This window comes from Ruegeria sp. HKCCD6604, assembly GCF_013110635.1.
GTDB lineage: Bacteria > Pseudomonadota > Alphaproteobacteria > Rhodobacterales > Rhodobacteraceae > Ruegeria.
Genome location: NZ_WVQW01000004.1, coordinates 65,831 through 92,198, shown reverse-complemented (window position 1 = coordinate 92,198; position 26,368 = coordinate 65,831). Strand labels below are relative to the sequence as shown.

21 protein-coding genes, 2 pseudogenes and 1 riboswitch are annotated in these 26,368 nt (G+C 57.3%); of the genes and pseudogenes, 10 read left to right on the top strand and 13 right to left on the bottom strand.

The genetic code is table 11. From position 1 onward, the window contains the following. Positions 1-22: 22 nt before the first annotated feature. From GS614_RS12175 to GS614_RS12145, 7 genes are all read right to left on the bottom strand, one after another. Positions 23-1,069 (bottom strand): LacI family DNA-binding transcriptional regulator, encoded by a 1,047-nt coding sequence (locus GS614_RS12175; protein ID WP_171726416.1) that lies wholly within the window; start codon positions 1,067-1,069, stop codon positions 23-25. After that, the gene (locus GS614_RS12170; RefSeq protein WP_171364321.1) at positions 1,069-1,818 is read right to left on the bottom strand and encodes a sugar phosphate isomerase/epimerase; all 750 of its coding nucleotides are present in this window, start codon (positions 1,816-1,818) and stop codon (positions 1,069-1,071) included. The genes GS614_RS12175 and GS614_RS12170 overlap by 1 nt, the downstream gene beginning before the upstream one ends. 71 nt (positions 1,819-1,889) lie before the next feature. After that, positions 1,890-2,972, bottom strand: a complete 1,083-nt coding sequence (locus GS614_RS12165) for an ABC transporter ATP-binding protein (RefSeq protein WP_171169562.1) — start codon at positions 2,970-2,972, stop codon at positions 1,890-1,892. Between the two features lie 3 nt (positions 2,973-2,975). Then, on the bottom strand, positions 2,976-4,631 hold the full coding sequence (locus tag GS614_RS12160; RefSeq protein WP_171330986.1) for an alpha-amylase family glycosyl hydrolase: 1,656 nt from the start codon (positions 4,629-4,631) through the stop codon (positions 2,976-2,978). Between the two features lie 9 nt (positions 4,632-4,640). Continuing rightward, the gene (locus tag GS614_RS12155) at positions 4,641-5,789 is read right to left on the bottom strand and encodes a carbohydrate ABC transporter permease (RefSeq protein ID WP_171726415.1); all 1,149 of its coding nucleotides are present in this window, start codon (positions 5,787-5,789) and stop codon (positions 4,641-4,643) included. A 3-nt stretch (positions 5,790-5,792) separates the two neighbouring features. Further along, positions 5,793-6,800: a carbohydrate ABC transporter permease gene (locus GS614_RS12150; RefSeq protein WP_171726414.1), complete on the bottom strand. Its 1,008-nt coding sequence runs from the start codon at positions 6,798-6,800 to the stop codon at positions 5,793-5,795. A gap of 55 nt (positions 6,801-6,855) precedes the next feature. Beyond that, on the bottom strand, positions 6,856-8,214 hold the full coding sequence (locus GS614_RS12145; RefSeq protein ID WP_171119237.1) for an ABC transporter substrate-binding protein: 1,359 nt from the start codon (positions 8,212-8,214) through the stop codon (positions 6,856-6,858). A 219-nt stretch (positions 8,215-8,433) separates the two neighbouring features. Between GS614_RS12145 and GS614_RS12140 the strand changes: the two genes are divergently transcribed. The 9 genes and pseudogenes from GS614_RS12140 to GS614_RS12105 all read left to right on the top strand — a co-directional run bounded on the left by GS614_RS12140 (position 8,434) and on the right by GS614_RS12105 (position 16,943). Next, positions 8,434-9,471, top strand: coding sequence for a LacI family DNA-binding transcriptional regulator (locus GS614_RS12140; protein ID WP_171169552.1), 1,038 nt, complete (start codon positions 8,434-8,436; stop codon positions 9,469-9,471). Beyond that, positions 9,468-10,769: pseudogene (locus GS614_RS22170) on the top strand (GH1 family beta-glucosidase); the annotation flags it as partial. The gene GS614_RS12140 and the pseudogene GS614_RS22170, both read left to right, overlap by 4 nt. Next, entirely contained in the window at positions 10,746-11,804 is a 1,059-nt protein-coding gene (locus GS614_RS22165; RefSeq protein ID WP_253282611.1) for an ROK family protein, read from the top strand. The pseudogene GS614_RS22170 and the gene GS614_RS22165, both read left to right, overlap by 24 nt. Positions 11,805-11,834: 30 nt before the next feature. Beyond that, positions 11,835-12,761, top strand: coding sequence for a carbohydrate kinase (locus GS614_RS12130; RefSeq protein WP_171205101.1), 927 nt, complete (start codon positions 11,835-11,837; stop codon positions 12,759-12,761). A 64-nt stretch (positions 12,762-12,825) separates the two neighbouring features. Next, positions 12,826-13,442 (top strand): annotated as a pseudogene (locus GS614_RS12125) (D-lyxose/D-mannose family sugar isomerase). Positions 13,443-13,542: 100 nt separating this feature from the next. Next, positions 13,543-13,740, top strand: a riboswitch (cobalamin riboswitch). A 97-nt stretch (positions 13,741-13,837) separates the two neighbouring features. After that, positions 13,838-14,194 (top strand): DUF1636 domain-containing protein, encoded by a 357-nt coding sequence (locus GS614_RS12120; protein ID WP_171119229.1) that lies wholly within the window; start codon positions 13,838-13,840, stop codon positions 14,192-14,194. Next, on the top strand, positions 14,191-14,964 hold the full coding sequence (locus GS614_RS12115; protein WP_171726412.1) for an ABC transporter ATP-binding protein: 774 nt from the start codon (positions 14,191-14,193) through the stop codon (positions 14,962-14,964). Before GS614_RS12120 ends, GS614_RS12115 begins: the two co-directional genes overlap by 4 nt. A gap of 16 nt (positions 14,965-14,980) precedes the next feature. After that, entirely contained in the window at positions 14,981-15,931 is a 951-nt protein-coding gene (locus GS614_RS12110; protein WP_253285357.1) for an ABC transporter substrate-binding protein, read from the top strand. A gap of 1 nt (position 15,932) precedes the next feature. Continuing rightward, complete coding sequence (locus GS614_RS12105) at positions 15,933-16,943, top strand: iron ABC transporter permease (RefSeq protein ID WP_171726411.1); 1,011 nt, start codon at positions 15,933-15,935, stop codon at positions 16,941-16,943. A gap of 23 nt (positions 16,944-16,966) precedes the next feature. On the opposite strand, the gene GS614_RS12100 is transcribed toward GS614_RS12105, so the two are convergent. The 6 genes from GS614_RS12100 to GS614_RS12075 form a co-directional block, all read right to left on the bottom strand. Further along, positions 16,967-17,746 carry an inositol monophosphatase family protein gene (locus tag GS614_RS12100; RefSeq protein WP_171726410.1) on the bottom strand — a complete coding sequence of 260 codons (780 nt, stop codon included), beginning with the start codon at positions 17,744-17,746 and terminating at the stop codon, positions 16,967-16,969. A 266-nt stretch (positions 17,747-18,012) separates the two neighbouring features. Then, entirely contained in the window at positions 18,013-20,457 is a 2,445-nt protein-coding gene (locus GS614_RS12095) for an FAD-dependent oxidoreductase (protein ID WP_171726409.1), read from the bottom strand. A gap of 8 nt (positions 20,458-20,465) precedes the next feature. Next, positions 20,466-21,347, bottom strand: coding sequence for a phosphotransferase (locus GS614_RS12090; protein ID WP_216601169.1), 882 nt, complete (start codon positions 21,345-21,347; stop codon positions 20,466-20,468). 1 nt (position 21,348) lies between these two features. Further along, entirely contained in the window at positions 21,349-23,340 is a 1,992-nt protein-coding gene (locus GS614_RS12085; protein ID WP_171726408.1) for a proline/glycine betaine ABC transporter permease, read from the bottom strand. Continuing rightward, on the bottom strand, positions 23,337-24,359 hold the full coding sequence (locus tag GS614_RS12080; RefSeq protein ID WP_171726407.1) for a glycine betaine/L-proline ABC transporter ATP-binding protein: 1,023 nt from the start codon (positions 24,357-24,359) through the stop codon (positions 23,337-23,339). Before GS614_RS12080 ends, GS614_RS12085 begins: the two co-directional genes overlap by 4 nt. 74 nt (positions 24,360-24,433) lie before the next feature. Next, complete coding sequence (locus GS614_RS12075) at positions 24,434-25,378, bottom strand: ABC transporter substrate-binding protein (protein WP_171364311.1); 945 nt, start codon at positions 25,376-25,378, stop codon at positions 24,434-24,436. Between the two features lie 216 nt (positions 25,379-25,594). Here GS614_RS12075 and GS614_RS12070 point away from each other — a divergent pair, with 216 nt between their 5' ends. Beyond that, positions 25,595-26,368 (top strand): DeoR/GlpR family DNA-binding transcription regulator, encoded by a 774-nt coding sequence (locus tag GS614_RS12070; RefSeq protein WP_171726519.1) that lies wholly within the window; start codon positions 25,595-25,597, stop codon positions 26,366-26,368.

Here is a 26,368-nt window from a genome sequence, read left to right as displayed (position 1 = left end):
GTTCGGTTTCTCCTCTGTTGGCTCAGTTGGTCTGCGCCATACCCGGCGCCGGGGTGTCAGGTTGCCGCTCGATCAATCTGGCCCTGATCTTTTTTTGCGTTTCGGACGGATCAACGCCGTTCAATGCTTTTAGCATGAATTCCCCCAGCAGGCGGCTGGTCTCGCCTATCGGCAAATAATAGGTGCTGGGCGGGGGGACGAAATACTGGCTGAGTTTCAGATCGTCATTGGAAATGACGACGACATCCCTGCCGATTTGAACGCCCATGTCGGCGGCGGCGGACAAGGCGCCAAGGGTCATCGCCTCGTTCGCGCAAATAATGGCGCTTGGCCGGTTGTGCATTCGCATCAGCGCCGCAAACGCCCTTTGCCCGGTCTTCGCTGTGGTCGGGCCGGGAAAAACAAGGGCCGGGTCAAACTCCATGCCACCTGCCGACAGAGCGTCTGAGTATCCCTGGAGACGTTGACGGGCGTAGATCAGGTCATCCGGCGGATTGATAAGCGCGATCCGCCTGTGCCCCAATGCCAGCAGCCGAGCTGTTGCATCAAAAGCAGCGGCCTGACTGTCGAGATCCACGTAAGGATGTGGTTGGGCACTGTCACTCATCCCGTACGTGACAAACGGAAAACCCTCATCTTGCAGATAGGCGATACGCGGGTCATTCACCCGAGTTCCGGAAAAGATCACGCCGTCTGCCAACCCTTCCTGCACAATGGAATGTAGGGTCTGCAATGCGGCTTCAACATCTCGTACGCTGAAGACACTCAACTCATAGCGTGACCCTTGAACCGCGTCGGATATTCCGGCCAGAATCCGGGTAAACTCCACACCTTCCCACTCTTCAGCAGCACTGCCCGAAACGCTGACCAAAACAGCAATCCTGTAGGATTTATTGGTGCGCAGTTTCAGGCCGTCCAGATTGACCCGATACCCAAGCTCGGACGCCGCCTTTTGGATCTCTTCCCGCGTTTCGCGCTTTACCGAAGAGGCTCCGCGCAGGGCGTTTGAAACTGTACCAACTGAATAGCCGGTCATACGGGCGATCGATTTGATCGTTGCCCGCGCCATCAGCCGATACCCCCAAGCCGTTCAGTCAAAAACGACCGCCCCGTTTGCAAGGTGCGCCTGTGATCGGCGGTTTCATCATGCTCGACGAAAAGGTCGGTGCACTTGGTGGTTGAAAGGGCTCGTATCGTGGCGTCCCAATCGACAACACCCTCACCCAGATTGCGCCAGCGCCTGTCGCCTGATCCGCCCTGTGGGTCCACGTCCTTTGCATGAACAGACAGGATGCGATCCGCATGGCGCGCCAGCAGGTCAGCCGCGTCCTGACCAGCCGCGACGATCCAACCGATATCAGGTTGCCAATAGATGTTTTCTTGCGCCAGAATCTGTTCAAGAGGCGTTTTTCCCGGCGCCCCGAACAGATCAAAATCGTGGTTGTGATAGGCCAGGCTGACGCCGTGATCTCCTAGTCGATTTGCCCAATCGGACAACTGGCCCGACACTGCCTTCCATCCCTCGACAGTGCCGGGCCGCGCCTGTGGCGCCAGCCAAGGCATGACCGCCACCTGGCATTTCAAAAGGTGAAGTACTTCAACGATGTCATCGAAACGCTCGTGGAACTCCTCCCAATCGAAATGTGCAGAACGAAGGTTAAGACCTGATTGATGGACGATGCGCGCCATCTCTTGCGGTGTCATGTCATGCAGACCGGTGGTTTCGATATCCGAAAACCCGCAAGCAGAAACCAACTTCAGTTGGTCCGAGAGGTCACCGCATTGCCGAACCGTGTAAAGCTGCGCCGATACCCGCATTTTTCACCATTGAAACGTTTCAATTATGGTGAAACACAAAACGCAATTCTGTCAAGAACTGCGTTTCGCTGCTATTTACGCATGGACAATCCATTGTGGAACAGATGCACCTTGTCCGGTGCGGCCGTGACCGAGACCGTCTGGCCGCGCAGGTTCCGCTGAACCCCCGGCAGCTTTGCAATGACTGCATCCGCACCATTGGTTTTCTCAAAATACAGCAGCGTGACTTCGCCCAGGGCTTCGGTGAAATCCACCTTGCCGGACAGAATCGCGGATTCTTCCGTCATGGCCAAGTCTTCGGGGCGCACCCCGATATTGACCTTTTTCCCCAGGTCACTGTCTTCGGTTGGAACCGCGGATCTTGCAATCCCGCCTGATGACAGTTCGACGGTGGTCATTTCGCCGGTTCCGGTGATTGTGCCGGACAGCAGGTTCATGGAAGGCGAACCGATGAACTGCGCAACAAACTCGTTGTCAGGCGCCTCATACAGTTCAAGCGGTGTCCCGACCTGCGCGATGCCCTTGTTGGCCAATACCACGATCCGACTGGCCAGTGTCATCGCCTCGACCTGATCGTGGGTCACGTAGATCATGGTGCTGTCAGGCATGGCCTCTTTCAGACGCGCGATCTCGATCCGCGTGGCCACCCGAAGTGCCGCGTCGAGGTTCGAGAGGGGTTCGTCGAACAGATACACCTTTGGGTCACGTACGATCGCGCGCCCGATGGCAACCCGTTGACGCTGCCCCCCGGAAAGAGCTTTTGGCAGGCGGTCCAGGAATGGTTCCAGCTGAAGGATTTGAGCGGCACGGTCTACGGCAGCATCAATCTCGGCCGTGGGCATCTTCGCGATTTTCAGGGCAAAGGCCATGTTCTCGCGAACGGTCATGTGGGGATACAAAGCATAGCTTTGAAACACCATCGCGATGCCCCGCTGTGCAGGCGGAACATCGTTCATGACCTGCCCTTCGATTTCCAGCGTGCCGCCTGTAATCTTCTCCAACCCGGCAATCATCCGCAGCAGGGTGGACTTGCCGCATCCGGAAGGACCGACAAAAACGATCAGTTCGCCTTGTTCGATGTCGAGGTTTATGTTCTTCAAAACATCGACAGGGCCATAGGACTTGGCGACGTCCGTGAGGTTGAGTTCAGACATGCTTTATCCCTTTTTCCTGTACATCAGGATGAACTGCGCCGCGTTCAGGACAACGTTGCCGCTTCCTTCGACACCGCCCAGGTCCTGACCCATGACCTGCCAACTGCCTTCGGGCAGGTTGAACGCGGCAGAATCCGTGCCCAGATTGAACGCGCAGAATATCTGCTCATGCAAATCCTCACGCACAAAAGACAGAATCGAACCCGTTTCCGTCATGCCGGTCTGCGCCCCCGTTGCCAAAGCAGGATGCGCATGCCGCAAGGCAATGGCGCGACGGTAGTGGTTCAACATAGAGCTTGGATCCGCCTCCAATCGGTCCACCGCCTGCCCGGCCTGCTGTGCGCTTACCGGCAGCCAGGGCTCTGCGGTGCTGAAACCCGATTGTTCATCTTGTGCCGCCCAAACCATCGGTGTGCGGCAGCCGTCGCGGCCCTTGTATTCGGGCCAGAACTCGATGCCATAGGGGTCTTGCAGTTTCTCGAACGGCACATCCGCTTCGTGCAGGCCCAACTCCTCTCCCTGATACAGGCAGGCAGAGCCGCGCAGGCACATCATGAGAACCGCGTGCTGGCGGGCTGCCGCGTCATCCAGATTCCAGCGCGAGACGTGACGCTGCACGTCGTGGTTGGAAAATGCCCAACATGGCCACGCGTCACCTGCCTTCGCTTCCAGCTGGTCGAAAACGTGCTTGGTGTAAGTTGCTGTCAATGAACGTTTTTCCAGGAACTCGAAGGCATAGCACATGTGCATCCGCTTATCCCCGGATGTGTATTCGCCCATGATCTCGAGCCCACGCTGCGCATCTCCGACCTCACCCAGACAAGCCCGGCCTTCATATTCGTCCGTCAAGGCCCGCAGTCTTTCGAGGAAGGCGATGTTCTCGGGCTGGCTTTTTGAAAACAGGTGGTCCTGATGGTTGTAGGGGTTCACGGCCGGTGCGATCGTGGCGTTGCGTTGATCCATCGGCAGCGCAGGATTGTCGCGAAGCGCCTTGTCGTGGAAATAGAAATTGATGGTATCCAGCCGAAAGCCATCCACCCCCAGATCAAGCCAGAACCGCGCTACGTCCAGCAACGCATCCTGAACATCCGGGCAGTGGAAATTCAGATCCGGCTGCGATGTCAGGAAGTTGTGCAGATAATATTGCAGCCGTCGGGCATCCCATTGCCAGGCCGAGCCGCCGAAGATCGAAAGCCAGTTGTTCGGTGGCGTGCCATCCGGTTTGGGATCCGCCCAAACATACCAATCGGATTTCGGGTTTTCCCGATTGCTACGGCTTTCGATGAACCAAGGGTGCTGATCGGATGTATGCGACAGGACCAGATCAATCATGATCCTCAGACCCTTCGCATGGGCCTGATCCAAAAGCTCTTTGAAATCCGCCAGCGACCCGAACATGGGATCGACATCGCGGTAATCGCTGACATCGTACCCAAAATCCTTCATCGGCGATTTGAAAAACGGCGAGATCCAAATTGCATCAACGCCCAGCGAGGCGATGTAATCCAGTCGCGCAGTGATGCCTTTCAGATCACCGATTCCATCCCCGTTGCTGTCCTGAAAACTGCGTGGGTAGATCTGATAGATCACACCACCGCGCCACCAATCCGAAGACAGTTTCGTTGCTTTGCATTGTTCAAGGTTGTTCTGCACGTTCATCAGACGCCTCTATTTGACAGATCCGGCCAACAGGCCCCGGACCAGGTATTTTTGCATTGCGAAGAAGACGACCAGCGGCACGAAGATCGAGACAAATGCAGCGGTCGCAAGGATTTCCCAGTTGCCGCCACGCGTACCCAGCAGCTCGACGATGCGGTTCGTCATCACGGTTGTCTGGCCGGTCGCGTCGATCAGGAAAACCTTGGCAACAAGCAGGTCATTCCATGTCCACAGAAACTGGAAGATCGCGAAAGACGCCAGCGCCGGGAAGCTGAGTGGCAGGATCAGTTTGGTGAAGATCTGAAACTCGGTGGCACCGTCGACGCGGGCGTTCTCGATCAGATCACGCGGCAATCCGGCCATGTAGTTGCGCAGCAGGTAAATCGCCAGGGGCATCCCAAACCCTGTATGCGCAAGCCAGACACCCAGATAGCCCTTGCCGATCCCGATATTGAGGTGAAACTTCAGCAACGGGATCAAGGCCAATTGAAGCGGCACGACCAAAAGGCCAACAACAGCCGCGATCAGCAAGGCGCGTCCGGGGAAATCCATCCACGCCAGTGCATAAGCTGCAAAGGCGGCAACCAAAATCGGAATTATGGTCGCCGGGATGGTTACGGTCAGCGTGTTGAAGAACGCCTTGGCCATGCTGTCCGTACTGCTTTGATCCAGAAGAACCTTTCGGTAGTTTTCCAAAGTGAACTCGGGTGGCAGTTCCGCTGTTACGAAGATGCGCGCGCCACGTTTCCCGGTGAACTCCTCGGTGTTTTCCATCCGGTAGTTGCCGGCCGCATCCACCGTGATCGTACCACCTCGGCGCAGTTCGGCTGTTTGGCCCGGTTCAAATGCATCAACCTCGCGCGAACTGATCCCCCATCTGGAAATCGTTGCTTGCTCATCTTCGCCGAACAACGCCCCCTGAATGACATACACTCCGTTTTCCAGCACCTGCGTCTCGGGCGCGGCACTGCGAAGCGTCAGGTTTTGTTCAGAGGGAAACAGCGACCGCCACCAGCCGCTGGACGAAATCTGATCTGCCGTCCGAAAGGACGAAATCAGCAAGCCAAGCGTAGGAATGACCCAAAGAGCCACCAGGAAGATGACTGACAGATGCACCACCCATCTGAGCGCGGGTTTGGTTCCGGCGATATCGCTCATGGCTTACTCCATCTCCTTGCGCGCGTTGCGCACGTTCCAAACGAGGATCGGCGTAACAAGCAACATGATCACCATGGCCGAGGCGGATCCGACGCCCCAGTCATTGGCGCGGAAAAGCTTGTCGTACATGTAGTTTGCCAGCACCTGTGTCTCCCACTGGCCGTTTGTCATGGCAAAGACGATGTCAAACACTTTGAGAACGGTGATCGTGATCGTCGTCCAAACAACAAGGATCGTGGTTTTGATCTGCGGTACCTTGATCTTGAAGAAGATCTGAAAGGGATTGGCCCCATCCAAAATGGCCGCCTCGATGGTTTCTTCGGGAATACCGCGCAAGGCCGCCGACAGGATGACCATCGCGAAACCCGTCTGTATCCAGATCAGGACAACCATCAGAAAGAAACTGTTCCAGAAAGGAATTGTTAACCACGTGTTGGGTTCGGTGCCGCCGAAGAAGATGTACAGCGCGTTCAGGATGCCTATCTGGTCCTGTTCCGCTGGTCGCGCATCATAAACCAATTTCCAGATCACCGATGCACCAACAAATGAAATGGCCATCGGCATGAAAATCAAGGATTTGGCAAAGTTGCCCCAGCGGATGCGGTCGGTCAGTTGCGCCACGAGAAGACCAAAAGCCGTTGACATGGCCGGCACGACGATCAGCCAGAACATGTTGTTGCGCATGGCTTCCCAAAACTTCGGCTCGGCCGCCATTTGGGTATAGTTGTCCAGGCCAACCCAGCGGTATCCGCCACCGGGCACGCGTTCCGTAAGCGAAAGGCGCAAGGTTTCAACCACCGGATACGCCAGATACAGCCCCAATGCAGCAAGCGCCGGGAACAGGAACAACCACGGGCGGATCAAGTTCGCGCGGTTGATGTTTCGGCCCGCATTTGGCCCGCGCGGCGGAAACAGGACTTTGTCCAGAAACTGGTTGGAAAGATAGAAGTAGCCCACGCAACCCGACACGCCGATGGCGATCGTCAGCAGGCCTTGTAGTGCGGGTGTCATGATACGCCCATCCGTTTGGCAAACGGGGCGGCCTCAGGACCGCCCCATGAGTTGGTCACTTGATTGCGTCCCAGGACGCCTGGATTTCACGTGCCACGGTGGCTGCATCTTTTGCACCCGACGAGTAATCGACCATCCCGGTCCAAAACGTACCCGCCCCGACTGCACCGGGCATCAGGTCGGACCCGTCAAAGCGGAAGGTCGTTGCGTTGGTCAGAATTTCGCCCTGTCCCCGCTGTGAATCATTCGAATAGTTCGCGGGATCTGCACCCAGATGAGGCGTCAGGAAACCGTCCTGCGACATCATGATCTCATGGGCGAAAGGTGTTTTGAGGAACTCCAGAAAGGCTTCGGCTGCAGGGTTTGGGTTGGTGATTGTGAACAATGTCCCTGCCCCAAGCACCGGCGTCCCCAGGTCTTTTTCGGTATAAGCCGGGAAGTAGAAGAAATCAGCATCCACCCCCAATTCCGTGCCTTCCGGAAAATAGGCGGGAATAAACGAAGCCTGACGATGCATCATGCAAGCGGGCGGGCTATCGAAAAGACCTTTGGGGCTGTCACGGAAATCGATTGCCGCCGTGTCGTCTGCGTCACCTACCACATAGTCGTCATTGCGGGTAAAGCTGCCATATTCCTCAATCGCGGCTATGACGCGGGGATCATCGAACTTCATTTCGTTCGACACCCATTGGTCATAGACTTCAGGTGGTTGCGTACGCAGCATAAGATCCTCGACCCAATCCGTCGCAGGCCAACCCGTTGCGCCGCCCGAGGCCAGACCGACGCATAAGGGCGTTTCGCCGTCCTCGACCATCTGATCCATCAGAGCTTTGAACTCTTCCATGGTTTCGGGCACTTCATACCCAAAGTCTTCGAAGTTTTCGGGCACGTACCAAACCAGCGATTTGACGTTCACATTGAAGAAGAACCCGTAAAAATCGTCAGACCCTTCCGCGTTCTCAAACGTACCCAGATCGACCCAGGATTGACCGGCGGCGAAGTTTTCCTTGATCCAGTCCGCAGTGCCTTCGGCCAATGGCGTCAGATAGCCCTGTTTTGCGAGGTTTGCCGCCAGACCAGGCTGCGGGAAAACAGTCAGATTCGGCGCCGAGCCTGCGGCCGCATCTATCAGGATCTGCTGTTCCAGAGAATCCGAACCCACATAGCTGGAATTCGCGCCTGTTGCCTCATCGAAATAGGCCACGAGGTTTTCGAAGGACTTGCCCTCGCCAGCCAGCCAGGGGCCGAAAATGGTCAGGCTTTCGCCGGACAGATCATTCGCTTCGGCAAAGGCCTGAAACCCATCCCAGTCAAAACTGCCCTCGCCGACGGCATGGATCATCTCACCCTCTGCCTGAACTGATCCGGCCATCAGGGCGAGTGCCGCCGCACCTGCGTAAAGCCCGTGTTTCATCAAATCCTCCTCCCAAGCTTTCATGTATTCAAAGACTCGCTTTCAAAGCGCTTTGGATGATGTGTGTTATCCGCTAACATTGGCGCCCTGTCAATATTTTGCTTCCCAGCGCCAAAATAATTATATTTTCTGCTTTCAACGCAAAACAAGTTGACGGATGCCGCATTTGCTCACAAAACAAAAAAGAGCCACCCAATTTAAGGCGCTTTGAATCGAAAAATGAACCTGAAGCAGCTCTCGGAAGTTCTGGGCCTTTCGCAAACTACGGTCAGCCGGGCGCTGAACGGGTACCCCGAAGTGAGCGAGGACACACGTGCGCGCGTTCAAGCCGCGGCGCGCAAACACGGGTACCGGCCGAACAGTCGCGCCAAGGGGCTTGCGACCGGACGATCGATGGTGATCGGCCACGTCATTCCCAGCTCGTCCCGGCATGAAATGGTCAACCCGATCTTCGGAGACTTCGTCGCCGGTGCCGCAAAGAAATACGCTGAACATGGCTATGACATGATGTTCACCAATGCCGACGACACTTCGATTGAAGAAGCGTATCGGAGTCTTTTTCAGCGCGGCGCGGTGGACGGAGTCGTGCTGCAAGGCCCCAAAGTGAACGAACCACGGATCGAAGTCCTGACCCGCATGGGCGTCCCATTCATCGTGCACGGACGGTCGACCGGCGTCGACGCGCAATATGACTGGATCGACGTCAACAACAAAAGTTCGTTCATGCGCGCCACACGCTTTCTGATTGACCTTGGCCATCGCAGTATCGCTCTGATCAACGGTCTGGAAGATATGGATTTTGCCCAACGCCGCCGCGACGGATATCTTGAGGCGCTTGGTCAGGCCGGGCTTGCGCCCGATGCAAATCTGATGCGCAGCGCTGAAATGACAGAGGTTTACGGCCATCACGAAACGCAGAACATGTTGCGCCTGGATTCTCCTCCGACCGCTATTTTGTGTTCATCGATGATCTCTGCCATCGGCGTACGGCGTGCGCTGTCCGAAAACGGGCTTGCGATGGGTACGGATGTGTCAGTGATCGCCCATGACGACGACCTGTCCTATTTGAAGAACGGACAGGATGTTCCGATTTTCACGGCAACGCGCTCATCCGTCCGTCAGGCGGGTGAAATGGCGGCTGACATGTTGATCCAGCGCATCAAATCCCCGAATGATCCCGTCAAAACCCGGCTGCTGGAGGCCGAACTGGTCGTGGGCAGGTCAACCGGCCCTGCGCCCAACAAGGTGCAACCATGAAACACGCACGCGCTGATTTTCCCAAAGATTTTCTCTTTGGTGTTGCCACCTCTGCGTACCAGATTGAAGGCCACGCGCAGGGCGGGGCGGGGCGAACTCATTGGGATACCTTTGCGGCGTCGCCGGGCAACGTGGTGCGCGGGGAAAACGGAGACGTCGCCTGCGATCACCTGAACCGGTTCGAACAGGATTTCGATCTGGTGCGCGAAGCCGGGTTTGACTGTTATCGTTTTTCGACCAGCTGGGCACGCGTGCTGCCGGACGGGCGTGGTCAGGTCAATCAGGCGGGGCTGGATTATTATGACCGATTAGCGGACGCCCTGCTGGAACGCGGTATCCGCCCCTGTGTGACGCTTTATCATTGGGAATTGCCGTCAGCGCTTGCGGATCAGGGGGGATGGTGCAATCGCGACATCGCGGATTGGTTCGCGGATTATACGCAGGTCATCATGGGTCGGATCGGCGACCGGATGTTCAGTGCCGCGCCGATCAACGAACCCTGGTGTGTCAGTTGGCTGAGCCATTTTGAAGGCCACCATGCGCCCGGTCTGCGCGATATCCGCGCCGCCGCCCGGGCGATGCATCACGTTTTGTTGGCCCACGGGCGGGCCATTCAGACCATGCGCAGTCTTGGGATGAGCAATCTGGGTGCCGTGTTCAACCTCGAATGGTCCGAGCCCGCAGATGACAGCGCAGATGCGCGGCTTGCGGCAGATCGCTACGATGCGATCTACAACCGGTTTTTCCTTGGCGGTGTTTTCAACAAGGAATATCCCCAAACAGCCTTGGAGGGGTTGGAGCCGCACTTGCCCAAGGGCTGGCAGAACGACTTTGAAACCATCGGCACACAGGTCGATTGGTGCGGGTTGAACTACTATACCCGAAAATTGATTGCCCCGGCGGACGCCGCCTGGCCCAGCCTGCAAGAGGTTCCCGGACCGTTACCCAAAACGCAGATGGGATGGGAAATCGATCCCTCTGCCCTTACCCGCTTTCTTGTCAGAACAAGGAAAGACTATACGGGCACGTTGCCAATCTATATCACCGAAAACGGTATGGCGAGTGAGGAGCGCGTGCAGGACGATGATCGTATCGATTATCTCGACAAGCACCTTGCGGCCGTACTGGACGCTTTGGCACAAGGTGTTCCGGTGAATGGCTATTTTGTCTGGTCGCTGCTGGACAATTATGAATGGGCCTTCGGGTACGAGAAGAGGTTTGGACTGGTGGACGTGGATTTCGAAACACTTGTGAGAACTCCCAAAGCGTCTTTCATGGCGCTGAAATCCGCCCTGTCCGAGGGTCAGAGCGTCTCTCAGCCGTTAGCGCAACCATTCGGTGCCGTGCATGAGCATTGGAACCTGGTCGCGGATATCGGGGGCACGAACACACGTCTGGGCGTCGTTACGAATGGCGAATTGGCAGATCTTCGGAAACACCCGACAGGAACATTGGAAAACCTGCTGGAGGCGCTCCATGATCTCAGGGACGAGATCGGAACCAACCCACAGGCCGTCGTAGCAGCCGGAGCCGGGCCGGTCAGGGACGGAACGATTCAGCTGACCAACGCGAACCTGGATCTCTCGGAGACAGAGTTGGCAAATGCAACAGGAGCGCAGCGCACCTTTGTCATAAATGATTTTACCGCCGCGGCATGGTCAGTGGCCGAGGTGACCCGGTCGGATGTGGCGGTCTTGCAGGGTCAGGTAACGCCGCCCGCAGGCACACGGCTGGTTGTAGGGCCCGGAACCGGGCTTGGCGTTGGTGCGTTGCTATATTCCGAAGGCAGGTATCACACGGTTTCCGGCGAAGGCGGGCACGTGGGCCTGTACCCGCGCCATCGCGACGAAGTTGATATCTTTGAGGCGGCACGTCGCATCGCACCGGGCTGTTTCTTTGGGGACAGCCTAGCGCTGGAAGCAGAAATGTTCCTAAGCGGAACCGGCCTGCCGATCCTGTACCAGGCGGTTGAATTGGCAGCCGGTCAAGCGCGAACTCAGGCGCGCTCTGCAAAGGACATTCTGAACGATGCCCGTAACGGCACCGATCTGGTCGCCGAAAAAGCCGCGCAGATTTTTACCACCCATCTGGGTGCTTTGATGGGTGATCTGGCGGTCACCTTGATGCCGGAGGGGGGCGTTTTCCTCGTCGGCGGCGTTGCCGAGAAAAACCGCTGGCTATTCAGTGACAACTTCAAGGATGCGTTCAACGGCGGCGGCCGCTTCAGCGATTTGCGCCGCTCCCTGAACCTATACGTATCTGAACAGGCAGAGTTCGGGATCATCGGCGCAAACAACTTCTGCAAGAATGCGCTGAGACAGCAACCAGACTAACCGAAGTTTCTTACCAAAAAGGACCAAGACATGATCCTGTGCTGTGGTGAAGCGCTGATAGATATGATTTCAGAACCGACCGCATCGGGCGCAATTGGTTTTGTGCCACATACTGGTGGTGCAGTTCTGAACACAGCCGTCGCGATGGGACGTCTGGGTGTTCCGGTAGGGATGCTGACAGGTTTGTCATCGGACATGTTCGGCCAACAACTGATCGATGCGCTGAAAGCGAGCCATGTGGACACGACACATGTGATCACCTCGGACCGTCCGACCACGCTTGCCTTTGTGCAGCTCTCGGATGGACACGCGTCGTACAGCTTTGTTGATGAAAACACTGCGGGCCGGATGTTGCTGCCCGAAGACATGCCCGATCAGCTTCCTGCTGTCTCTGCCCTGTATCTCGGCGGAATCAGCCTTGCGTGTGAACCTTGCGCAGATGCCTACGCCGCCCTTCTGGACCGCCACGGTTCCGACCGGGCAGTGATGCTGGACCCGAATATCCGCCCGGATTTCATCAAGGATCAAACCCGATTTCGGACGCGTTTGAACCGCATGATCTCGCGTGCGGATATCGTCAAGGTTTCAGACGAGGACCTGGACTGGATCATTCCGGGCGCTGAAGCCGAATCCGCAAAAGCGTCTGTGCTGTTGCAGGCGGGTCCTTCCGTTGTCATCGTCACGCGTGGCAGCGACGGGGCACACGGTTACCTGGCGGATGGTTCCGAAGTTTCGGTTCCTGTGAAACCCGTTGAAGTGGTCGATACGATCGGTGCAGGTGACACGTTCAACGCCGGCGTTCTGACCGAGCTCAGCCGCGCAGGGCATCTGACCAAGTCAGGTCTGCGCGGATTGACGGTTGAAAGCCTGCAAGCAGCCATGGAACTGGGCGCTGACGTGGCGGCCGTGACCGTTTCCCGAGCCGGGGCGGAACCCCCTTGGGCGCACGAACTTTGATCTGCGGGATGGCATGATGAAACGATCCGAAATCAACCACATCAAGCCCTAGGCCCAGACGTTCATTCAATCTTTCGGCGCCGCATAGCCGCTCTTTGCGGATTGATCGCCCGAGAAAATGCGCATCTCTTTGGTCGAAACTGTCCGCAGCCGCAGGCTGGGATGGAACATTACCAATTACGCACAAGGCCGTTTCGACGAACATTGCCTATTCCCGTTCACTCTACGCAATGGTTAGACGAAGGATCTGAAATCCGGGCGTGGGATGCTCTGTGCAGAAAACTGTTGATCTTGAAAGACAATCAGCTTTCTCCGATGCACCGGCATATTATCAAGGCAGAAGACATCATCAACCGGGGCGGCGGCGATCTCGTTCTGGAAATTCATGCGTCGGATCCAAACGGTGGCGTCGACCGCGACAACCCGGTGACGGTCCCCAGCGATGCCTGCCCTGTAACCTTGCAACCCCAAGAGTACGTACGGCTGAAGCCGAGGCAAAGCGCAACTCTGATGCCCGGCATCTGGCACGCTTTTTGGGCCGAGCGCCGCGATTGCCTTATTGGCGAGGTATCGACCATGAATGACGACCGTACGGACAATGTGTTTGAAAAGCCAATTCCACGGTTTTCAAAGGTCGAGAAAGATTTCGAGCCGGATTTCCTTCTTGTATCAGACTATTGACACCGTTCGGTCCGGGCTGGCGCAGCAGGACAGCTGGCGCGGCTGTTGCAATTCCATCTACCACCGCCTTCGTCTGCCGCTTGACAAGTCTGGCATTGCCGGACTAGCTGAGCGGGATGGTTCCGTAAGGGATGAAAATGGGAACACGGTGCGGCGCTGGAATGTGCCAAGTCCGTGACTGCCCCCGCAACTGTAAGCGGTGAGCGACGCCACTTCACCACTGACCCGCATGGGTTGGGAAGGTCGGCCAAGCAACGACCCGCAAGTCAGGAGACCTGCCATCGCACTATAAACCAACCCGAGGCGGGGCGTCTCGGAAGGAGGCTTGATGGCGTGTTTGCGTAATATCTGGGTATGTGCCCTCTGTCTGCGTCTGGCAAACGACGGAGATGGCTATGACCTGCTATTCTGATCACTACGTTCTGATCTGTTCAACATGTCAGGGGGCGATGTCTGCCGAGGCTGCGCAAGACGAGCTGAATGCCCGGTTGCCTGACGGTTTTGAAACCCGAATGGTGGCCTGCATGGCAGGTTGTGAACGGGCCATGACGGTCGGATTTCAGGCCCCGGGCAAAGCGCAGTACCTGTTTGGCGATATCACGACATCACACGACCTGTCCGCCTTGGTCGAATTCGCGACCCAGTTCGGCGACAGTGACGATGGCTGGACCAGCGCCTCGGACCGCCCCCCTGCCCTTTTCGCAAAGACCTTGTCGCGAATACCCGCATTGCCGTCCGGTGGCGCTTCATGAGTTTTCTGGTTGCCGAGAATTTGGAGTACTATGCTCTTAATGGCGATATCCTGTTGCAGGATGTGTCCTTTCGTCTGGAAGAAGGATCAATTCTGGCAATCGCCGGGCCGAACGGCGCCGGCAAGACCACTCTGCTGAAACTGCTGTGCGGGATCGAACGGGTTATCTTGGGTGATGTTTGGATAGAAGGCCAAAGCCTTCGGACCCTGTCCGCCCGCCAACGTGCCCGCTCTATTGCTGTGGTCGGGCAGCAGGAAATGCCTGACGGGCGGATGCGCCTGCAAGACTATGTTGCGCTGGGGCAAATCCCGATTCAGGGCGAACGTTCGGCGGCTCAGCACAAGGCTGATCTGGAACGGGTTCTGACGACGACCGAGCTGTCGCATTTTGCCAACAAAACGATGGGTCAACTGTCCGGCGGAGAACGTCAGCGCGCACATATCGCGCGCGCGTTGGCCCAGAACCCGTCCTTACTGTTTCTGGACGAGCCAACCAACCATCTGGACCCCGATGCCAAGGGGCACATGCTGTCTCTGGTCGCTGATCTGGGGGTAACGGTCGTCATGATCGTCCATGATCTGGTCATGATCCCGGAATTCGCCACCCATGTGGCGTTGATGAAAGCCACGCGTCTAACGGGGTTCGGGCCTGTTGGCAAAGTTCTGACCCCAGACCGGGTACGCGAGACATTCGGCGTGGATTACCTGTGCTTTCAGCACGAAGGCCGCATGATCCCCGCACTGGATATCCGAAAACGGAAACTGTCATAATAACAGGAACTTAAATATGATGCAGAAACTTTGGCCGGTGGTTGTTTTCGCTGGCTTGGCAGGTGGCGCGGCAGCGGAAGCCGTCACCGTGGACAATTGCGGTGAACCGCTGGTTTTTGACTCGGCGCCGGAACGTCTGGTCGTGCATGACATGAACATGGCGGATATGGCCTTTGCGCTCGGCCTTCAGGACAAGATCGTGGGTCTTACCGGAATTACGGGTTGGTATAAAACCAGCCCTGATTTTGATGCTCAGCGCGGCGACATCCCCGAGCTTGCCCCCAAATACCCGACGATTGAAAACCTTGTGGCCGTCGAACCCGATCTGTTTTTTGCCGGTTGGTACTATGGTATGAAACCCGGCGGTGACGTCACGCCCGACACGCTGGAACCCTTTGGTATCAAGACCATGATCCTGACCGAAAGCTGCGTGCATCTGGACAAAGATCGCCCCGAGGCCAGCATGAACCTGTTGTTTGATGACGTTCTGCGTCTGGGCAAGGTCATGCAGGTCGAAGACAAGGCCGAGGCGCTGGTCGCCGGCTGGAAAGACAAATTGTCCGCCATCGAAGCAAAAACAGCCGATCTGGCAAAGCCCCGCGTATTCCTGTTGGACGGACCGGCCGATGCTCCGTTCACCGCCGGCAAGTTCGCCATTCCCGATGCTATGATCACAGCCGCAGGTGGCAAGAACGTGACGCATGATCTGGATACCAGCTGGGGTCGCACGTCGTGGGAGGCCGTCGCCGCGGCTAACCCGGAATTTCTGGTGCTGCTCGACTATCAGTCCGGCAACGGCGCAGAGGACACTTTCCAGTTCCTGAAGGATCATCCGGTGATGTCACAAACGGACGCGGTAAAGAACGAGCGCTGGATTGGCCTGCGTTACGAGGAACTGACGCCCGGCCCGGCAAATATCGAAGCGATCGAGAAGATGGCGAAGGCGATGCACCCGGAGACCAACTGATATGGTCCAATTGGGCCGCTTGATAGTGCTGGGGGCGGTTGTTCTGACCGCCCTTTTGCTGTTGTCGATCGTCTACGGGACCACCCCAATCCCCGTGCGCGAAGTTTTTTCGGCCATCGGCCTCGGAACCGGTCTGGTGGAAGGAGACATGTCGCCCTTGCACCGGATCGTCTTCGACCTTCGCCTGCCCCGCGCCCTGTTTGCCGCCGTGATTGGTGCAGGACTGGGCGTCGTTGGTGTCGTATTGCAAACAACGACGCGAAACGATCTGGCAGATCCGTTTCTGTTCGGTCTGTCCTCGGGTGCTGCTGCCGGCGCCGTTCTGGTGATCACCGTCACGGGTGATGTCCTGGGAATCTGGACGTTGCCGCTGGCGGCATTTTGCGGTGGTCTGATCGCCTCCGGCATTGTTCTGGCGCTGGTTCAGGGCTTGCGTACGAGCGCACCCGAAAAACTGATCCTGGCTGGCCTGGCGGTGTCCTTTCTGTTTTCCGCAATCACCAACTACCTGATTTTCTCTGGCGACAATCGCGCGGCTCATTCGGTGATATTCTGGATGCTTGGCGGCCTGGGATTGGCAAGATGGGAAACATTCCCGCTTGTCCTGATCGGATTGGGCCTGATCCTGAGCTATTCACTTTACCGCAGCCGGTGGCTTGACGCGCTGCTGACCGGGGATTTCACGGCCTCGTCACTGGGTATTCCCGTTCAAGGTCTGCGGTTCAGCATGTTTTTCGTTGCCGCGTTGGCGACGGCCAGTTTCGTTTCCGTTGCCGGTGTCATCGGCTTTGTCGGGCTGATGGTGCCTCATATTGCACGCGGCATCGCCGGAACTCTGCACCGAAACCTGCTGATTGTCTCGGCGATCGTGGGCGCGATTCTGCTGACACTGTCCGATATCTTGTCACGCCTTCTTCTGGCTCCGCAGGAGTTGCCCGTCGGAATCGTCACGACGTCGATAGGATCACTTTTTGTCTTTTTGTATTTGTTCAAATCTGATCGCGGGAGATAGTTTTCCAAGGTTGCGCAACACCGTCATTTTTCGACATTGATGAGGTCAAGCAGTTCAGCATGCAGTTCAGGGGTTGCGGCGGAAACGACCGCGCCATCTGAATCGAGGGTTAACGCATGCCCGTGCCAATCGGTCATCACTCCACCAGCAGCCGTGATCAGAGGTGAGAGCGCCAGATAGTCATAAGGTTGCAGATCGTAATCCACCACAGCATCGACATGGCCCGAAGCAAGCAAGGCATGGGGATAACAATCATAGGCAAATCGGCGCGTCTGCCCTGCATTCATCAGCCGACTGAACAGGTCAGGATGATCGCGATAAATTTTGTCGCCTTCATTCACGTACAAAACCGATTGATCCAGACGCGTGGTGTTCGACACCTCTATCGGTTGCCCGTTCAGGCTGGCCCCGTCACCAACCACACCCAAATAGGTCTCATGCAAGGCCGGCATTCCGACCAGGCCCAACCGAGGGCGCCCATCCACAAGGTGCGCCAAAAGGAACCCGAACAAAGGATGGCCGGACAGAAACGAACGGGTTCCGTCAATGGGGTCAATCACCCACATATGACGCCCGTCGCCTGCTTCTTGCCCGTGCTCTTCGCCAAAGATGCCGTGTCCGGGAAAATGCTGTTTCAGGTAGGTGCGTACTTCCGCCTCAACTGCCTTGTCGGCCTGCGTCACCGGGCTTTCATCCTGTTTGAATTCAATGCCCAAAGACCCCCGAAAAAACCGCATCGCGGACTCCGAGGTAATATCAGCAATCTTCATCGCGTGTTCAGTCAACGCATCTGGGGTTACCATTTTCGGTCCTTTCGGCTGAAGTCATCCAATCTCTGACGGATGAAAGGTTGTTCGCCCTGAAAGCTAAATGAGAAGTCTTGCAGTTCAGTTTTCAGATGGGCATGAGGTGTGACAATACTGAAACTTTATCAATGGCTTATGGATCGAAATCCGTCAGATTCGACGAACATTCGGACACTCGGGGCGGATTTGCCCTGTTTGCACGCTTTCCCCATGTGTTCCGATTGCCGTGCGTGTGTCGGTAGATCTGCTCTTGCACTCTCGGGTCAGGTCTTCACCCGGCTCATCTGCGGGTCGTAAAGCGGTTGCAGCGTCACTTCGCAAGGAACCCTCTGAGTGGCGACATCCAATTCATATGTCCCTGATGTGACGTATTGTGCGTCGACACCGTTGGCGTTTCGGATGTAACCGTAGCCGATCGACTTTTCGACGGTGTAACCATAGCCGCCCGAAGTCAGCCATCCGACCCTTTCGCCATTCCGATAGATCGTTTCACGCCCCAGAAGAACAACCTCGGGGTCAACCGTGAAACATGCCAGCATCTTCTTTACGCCGCCGGTTTTTTGCGCCTCAGAGGCGGCGCGCCCTTTGAAATCAATATTTTTCCGGAGTTTCACGGCCCAGCCCAAGCCGCTTTCGAACGGCGTATGATCCGGCCCGATATCCGAGCCCCAGGCGCGATAGCCTTTTTCAAGACGCAGCGATTCAATCGCCCTGTAGCCCGCATTGATCAATCCATGCGGGCGCCCTGCCTCCATCAAGGCGTCATACACGGTCTGTGCATATTCCACCGGCAGGTGCAGTTCCCAGCCCAGTTCACCCACATAAGTCACGCGCAGCGCCTTAACCGGGCACCCGGCGATGCCGATGGTGCGGATCGTGCCAAACTTGAACCCGCTGTTCGAGACGTCATCGCGCGTCACCGCCGCCAGAATCTCACGCGATTTTGGCCCCATCAATGACAGAACCGCATTCGATGAGGTGATATCGAACAGCTGGCAATTCATGCCCTCTGGAATGCTGCGGTTGATCCAGTCGAAGTCATGGGTGGCATAGCCGGTGCCGGTGACGATATAGAACTCATCATGGGCTACGCGCCCAACAGTCAGGTCACACTCGATCCCGCCCTTGTCGTTCAGCATTTGGGTATAGACAAGCGCACCAACCGGCTTGTCCACATCATTGGCACAGATCCAGTTCATCGCCGCCAAAGCATCCGGACCCTTGACGGCGAATTTGGCGAAAGAGGTCTGATCGAACAGCACAGCCGCTTCGCGTGCTGCTTTATGTTCCCGCCCGACAGCATCGAACCAGTTCTGACGGCCAAAGCTGTATTCATCCTTGGGCACCTCGCCCTTTGACGCGTCCGCGTACCAGTTGGGGCGTTCCCAGCCCAGTTTCTCGCCAAAACACGCGCCCTGCTTTTTCAGCGTGTCATAAAGCGGCGATTTTCGGCAGGGGCGGCCCGAGTCATGTTCCTCATGCGGCCAACCCATCGTGTAGTGTTTGCCATATGCCTCGACAGTACGGGTGCGAACCCAGTCGGTGTCGAAATGCGGGCGGCCAAAGCGACGGATATCGGCAGACCACAAATCGAAGGGCGGCTCGCCCTTATGCACCCATTCCGCCAGCGCCATGCCCGCACCACCGCCAGCCGCGATGCCAAAGGCATTGAAGCCAGCACCGACGAAGAAGTTCCTCAACTCGGGCGCTTCGCCGATGATGAAATTGCCGTCGGGCGTGAAGCTTTCCGGCCCGTTGGTCAGCGTCTTGACGCCAGCGTTCTCCAACGCGGGCACGCGACCCAGCGCAAGTTCCATAAGCTGTTCGAAATGATCGAAGTTGCTGTCAAGAAGGGTATAGTGGAAGCCTTGCGGAATACCCTTGGAGGCCCAGGGGATCGGGTTCGGCTCATAGCCGCCCATGACCAGACCTCCGACTTCTTCCTTGTAGTAGGTCAGCCGGTCGGGATCGCGCAGAGTGGGCAGATTGCCGGGCACGTCGAAAGGTTCAGTCACCATGTACTGGTGCTCCATCGGAACCAGAGGAACGTTGACGCCAAAGCGGCTGGCAAAGGTGCGGGACCATTGCCCGGCGCAGCAGATCACCTTTTCACACTCGATCCGACCATGTTCAGTAATCACCGCGCGAATTTTGCCATCTTCGATCTCGATATCGGTGACTTTGGTATCTTCGAATATCTTCGCCCCGGCCATGCGGGCGCCCTTGGCCAATGCCTGCGTGATATCTGACGGGTTCGCCTGACCGTCAGTCGGCAGGTAAGCCGCGCCGATCACGTCAGAGACATCCATCAAGGGCCACAGCTCCTGCGCCTCGGATGGGGTCAGAAGCTGCATGTCCAGACCAAAGGAATGCGCCGTAGTGGCCTGGCGTTTCACTTCGGTCCAGCGCTCTTCGTTGCAGGCCAGACGCAAGCCGCCGTTCATCTTCCAGCCAGTGCCAAGCCCTGTTTCCTCTTCGATCTTGTTGTACAGATCGACGGAATAACCCAGCAATTGCGTGATATTGGCGTTCGAACGCAACTGCCCCACCAGACCCGCTGCGTGAAACGTGGTGCCCGAGGTCAGTTTCTTGCGCTCCAGCAGCACCGTATCCGTCCAGCCCAGCTTGGCCAGGTGATACGCGGTCGAGCAGCCGATGATCCCGCCACCGATAATGACGGCTTTGGCTGTTGTCGGAAGGTCGGTCATGTCTGTCCTCAGGTATTTTTGAAATCGGTAAGGGCCGCGCGGAACCGCGCCAGGTTTTCAGCTGTGTAGGCTGCGTAATCAAAGTCGATATCCGAGGTGATCTCGGACACCATGCTCCACATGGTTTCCCGCAGCAGCGAGGCACATTTCATCGCCGCATAGCGGTGGCGCAGATCGTCGGTGACCGGGGCTTCAAAATAGCTCTCCAACACCCAGTCTTCCTGTTCAGACGACAGGCCATTGTTCGACGCCAGCCCGCCCAGATCGAACAGCGGAGAATTGAACCCGGCATAGTCGAAATCGATCAGCCAAAGGCGGTTGCCGTCGTCCAGAAAATTGCCGCAGAGCAGGTCGTTATGGCCGAAGACGATGTCATACGGCCTTGCCTCACGTTCCAGCAGCGTGCCTGCGTCTATCAGATCGGGGATCAGCTTTGCATGGGCGCTGTCATTCTCGGTTAGCGTTGCGGCATAGTCCCGGATGACATGGAACACCCAGAATACCAGCGACGGCCCGCGCAGGTGTTTCGGCACTTCGACATGACAGGCCTTCACCAATTCCAGAACTCGGGGCAGCATGTTCGGGTGGCGTACATCTTCTTCCGTCAATGTGCGGCTTTCGATGAATTCCAGCACTGTCAAATCGCCCGAGGAATGCAGCACGGCAGGCGACAGACCCGCCGCATTGGCAGCTTTGCTGGCGGCCAGCTCATTGAACCGCATCACCTGGTGCAGGGGGATGTCATCGCCCACACGCACCACATAAGACCCGCTGCCATCCGTAACCTTGTAGTTCACATTGGTGATGCCACCGGTCAACGGAGTGGCCTCGATCTCTCCCTGCCAGATCGGCAGAGCGCGGATGCGGGTCATCAGGTCGGGATGGCTCATTTCAACTCTCCAGTCCAAAGCGGATGCGGGCCTGGCGGGCACTGGCATTGATCAACCGATCAGCGATGATGGCGATGAAGGCAATCGACAGGCCGGCCACCAGACCGCGGCCGGTATCGGCCTTGGTCAGGGCGATATAGACCTCCTGCCCCAGATCGCGGGTGCCGACGAGGGCGGTGATCACCAGCATCGACAGCGCCAGCATGATCGTCTGATTGACGCCCAGCAGGATTTCAGGCAACGCCATCGGCAGGCGGATATGGCGCAGCAGTTGTTTGCGGGTGCAGCCCGAAACCAGACCCGCCTCGATCAGTTCCTCACTTACCGAGCGCACACCATGGGCGGCATAACGGACCGCCGGGGCCAGCGCATAGAGAACGATGGCAATCAGGGCGGTGAAATCGCCGACCCGGAACAGCATGACGACAGGGATCAGATAAACAAAGCTGGGCAGGGTTTGCAGTGTGTCGATCAGCAGGTTGATGGCCGTTCCAGCGCGTTTGTTCAGCGCCGCCAGAACACCCAGAGGCACCCCGATCAGCGTCGCCAGAATAACAGATGCGCCGCACAGATACACTGTCACCATCGCCTTTGACCACAGGCCCGAGACAAGTATCAGCGAGGCCATTCCCCCACACAGCAACGCTATCCGCCAACCGCCTGCGTGCCAGCCCAGCAGGGCCAGCATCGCGATGGCCCATGGCCACGGGATGCCCAGCAGAACAGTTTTGATCGGGATCATGAACCAGGTCAGGAAGAAAACCTTGATGGCCTCGAACGTGTCGAAATAGTTGACGTTCAGGTATTCGACCGTGTTGTCCCAGAACGCGCCGGTGGTAATGGTCTGGCTTTCAGGATATTCCAGCAACAGAGGCGAGAACTGTCCCAGCACCCAGGTCAGCAGCATCAGGACCACAACCAGAACCGTCCGGCGATGACGCGCGATCCACGAACCGGGGACCTCATGATGCACCTGCCCCATCCGTTCGGCAAAGGCCTGGCTCAGACGGTCGACGGCGATGGCCAGTACCACGATGGCGATGCCGGCTTCGAACCCTGCCCCAATGTCCAGACGGCGGAGCGCGGCGAGGACGTCAAAGCCCAGCCCCCCAGCCCCGATCATCGAGGCGATGATGACCATGTTCAGGGTCAGCATGATCACCTGATTGACGCCCACCATCAGGCTGTGGCTGGCCGAGGGCACAAGCACACGCCACATCAACTGCCGCCGGGTCGTGCCCGCCATGCGTCCGAAATCCAGAATCTCAGGATCCACACCTTTCAGCGCCAGCGTTGTGATCCGCACCATCGGCGGGGTCGCATAGATGATCGTCGCGACCAAGGCAGAGATCGGGCCAAAGCCAAACATGAACAGGATCGGCACCAGATAGGCAAAGATCGGGATCGTCTGCATCAGGTCCAGTATTGGTGAGATGATCTTTTCAAAAAGCGGATGGCGATAGGCGAGAATGCCCAACAGCAACCCGCCGCCCGCTCCAATCGGCACCGCGATCAGGACCGAGGCCAGCGTCACCATGGCGCTGTCCCATTGTCCGAAAACTGCAAGATAGACGAAGCAGGCCCCGACCAGAGCGGCCAATCCCCAGTCACGGCAATATTGACCTAAGGCGACAACGGCGGTGATGACCACGATCCAGCTGATCGCAGGCAGGATGACCTGCGCGTCATTTCCCTGACCGCTGACAAAGCCGTCGGCCAGCAGGGCCAATACCAGATTGTAGGGCTGCTCGATCAACCACGCGATGGCGCGGGTGACATCGGTGAAGGACACCGGCCCGATGGCGGCATCCTCGATCAGCCATGTCATCGCCGAGGAAATGTAGGTTTTGAACGGGATCACCCAGGCCGAAGGGAACTTGGTCAACCAGCGCGCATCCAGCGCCTTGCTCAAATCACGGCCGAAATAGCCAAGCACGATGGTGACCAGAACAAGCAGCAGAATGGCCATCTGGCTGCGGGTCAGGCGGATCATGCCGTGTCTCCGCCGCCGAACAGCACATGCGCAACGGCCTTGCGGTCAATCGCTCCGACGGGTTGGCCCTCTGCATCCACGACGGCGATCGGCGCATCTGCCGCGATAATCCGTTCCGCCACGTCCGAGATGCGCGTGGATTGAGAGATCGGATTGCCCTCGCCCACAGCGCCGGGGGCCATGACACCGCCGACGGTCAGGACCTTTGAACGGGGGATATGTTTGGTGAATTCAGCCACATAGTCGGTGGCCGGGTGCATCACCAGCTCTTCCGGCGTGGCGATCTGGATCACCTCTCCGTCCTTCATGATGGCGATGCGGTCGGCCAGGCGAACGGCCTCTTCGAAATCATGGGTGATGAAAACGATGGTCTTGTGCAACCGCTCCTGCAACCGCAGGAATTCATCCTGCATCTCGCGCCGGATCAGCGGATCGAGGGCCGAGAACGGCTCGTCCAGAAACCATAGATCAGGCTCGGTCACCAAGGAACGGGCAATGCCGACGCGCTGTTGCTGGCCGCCGGACAGCTCACGCGGGTAATAATCCTCGCGCCCCTTCAAACCGACCAGTTCCACCACCTCGCGGGCCTTGGCGTCGGCTTCGGGTTTGGGTGTGGCCTGAATCGTCAACGGAAACATCACATTCTGCAAAACGGTCAGATGCGGCAGCAACGCGAAATGCTGGAACACCATGCCCATCTTGTGACGCCGGATTTCGATCAGCTCATTCTCGCTGGCGCGCAAGAGGTCAGCACCGTCGAACAGAACTTCACCGGCGGTTGGTTCGATCAACCGGGACAAGCACCGAACCAGAGTGGATTTGCCTGACCCCGACAGGCCCATGATGACGAAAATCTCACCTTCCGAGATCTCGATATTTGCGTTGCGCACTGCGCCGATCACGCCTGCCTTGCGAATTTCTTCTGCCGTAGGTTCGGGGGTTGTCCGCAGCAACCGATCTGCGTTGGGGCCATAAAGCTTCCAGACGTTTCGGCACGACAGTTTGGTCTTGGGGGGCATCAGGGTGGTCCGGTTCATTCGCGAAAAAGGCCAGAGCGGTCCGAGAGAGCGACAGGCCCGCTCTGGCCAGTGGATTACTTCGAGATCCAGCCAGACCAGCGGTCTTTGTTGGTCTCCATCCACTCTGCAACAACGCTGTCGATTTCCACGCCGTCCAGATCGGCCTTGCCAACCATGGCGCTCATTTCATCATTGTTGATTTTGTAGGCTTCGATGATGTCATAAGCGCCCGGCCATTTTTCTTGCAGGCCAGACCAGGCTGCTTTCCAGATCGGGCCACGCGGTTTGCCGCAATCATAGGCCATGTTCGGGTTCACACCGACAGAAGGGTCGCTGTAACACTCTGGCGTAAATGGCGGGAACTCGACGAACTCGCCTTCGTATTTCGCCGGCGCCCAATGTGGGACGTAGACCCACAGAACAATTGGATCCTGTCTTTGATAAGCGGATTCCAATTCTGCAAACAGGGCCGCGTCGGTGCCCGCATGGACGACTTCGAAATCCAGTTCAAGCGCTTCGACACGCTCGTCATCGAAGCCACCCCAGGTCACCGGGCCGCCGACATAACGCCCGTTCGGAGCAGTTTCCGCCGTCGCGAATTCCTCGGCGCAGTCTTTCAGCGCCTCCCAATTCGGCAATCCCGGGCACCGTTCCTTCATGTAGCTGGGATACCACCATTCTTCGATCGCCATCAGGCCGGTTTCGCCGACATTGACGACCTTGCCGGTGCCGGTTGCCTCGTCCAGCGCTTCGCGCCCGGTGGTTTCCCAGATTTCCATTGCCAGATGCAGGTCACCGGTTTTCAGACCGGCGAACTGAGCAATGTAATCCGCCTGAACATATTCAACGTTGTACCCGGCTTCTTCCAGGATCGAACCCATGATCTTGGTATTGATCAACTGCCCCGACCAGTCGTGCAGCGTCAGTTTGATTGGGTCCGTGGACTCAACAGCCCAGGCAGTTGTTGCGGCTCCGGCGGCCATGAGGGCCAGCGCGGAAATTCCCATTTTACAATTCATAACACCTTCTCCCTGTCGTGATTTTTTCGATGAATCGGTGGTATTGAGTACAGACGACCACATCGTGGGCTTTTGTGTCAATAAAAACCACGTAACGCCACATTTTTTCCTGATCAAGGCAAGTTTTCAAAGCCTTTCTCTCGTGCAGCGTTGCTTTATGTGGGTATTGTGGTATGGCTGAACGTCCCTTATGACGATGCCATCAGAGCGCGAAACATGAACCTGCCGACCACAAACCAACGAGAAGAAGAAATCCTGCGCGCCCTTTTTCGCGCGGGCGGTTCGTGCCGCGTAAGCGTTCTGGCGAATGAACTTGGGGTCAGCCTGGAAACCATTCGGCGAAACGTCCGCAATCTGGAAGAGCGCGGCATCGTGCGCAAGGTCCATGGCGGGGTTCATCTTCTCGAAGACATTCTGGAACCGTCGCTGCAAAGCCGCCTGGACAAGAAGGTTGACGCGAAAGAGAAGCTGGCGAAGGCGGTTGCCGAGGTCATTAGTAACGGCGACTCCGTTTTCCTCGATATCGGCTCTACTACCGCTTATGTGGCGCAGGCGCTTTGCAACCACAGCGATCTCTTTGTCGTGACGAACTCGGTTTTTGTCGCTCAGGCATTGGCTTCACGAAACAACAACCGGGTGTTCATGGCTGGTGGCGAGCTGCGGTCGCACGATGGGGGCGCATTCGGCGTTGAAGCTCAGGACCTGATCAAACGTTTGAACGTCCGTTTCGCCGTTCTTTCAGTCGGGGCGGTCAACGCGGACCCGGGCTTTATGCTGCACGACCTGCAAGAAGCAAACTTGGCCCGCGTCGCCATTCAAAACGCACAGGTCCGCATTGTCGTGGCCGATGGCGAAAAGCTGGGAAAGCGCGCGCCGGTCACATTGGAACCTGCCGACAAGATCAATCTGTTCTTTACAGATGTGACCCCGCCCGAGGATATCTGCCAGATGCTGTCGGCGAATGAAATCGACCTTGTCGTCGCCGAATAA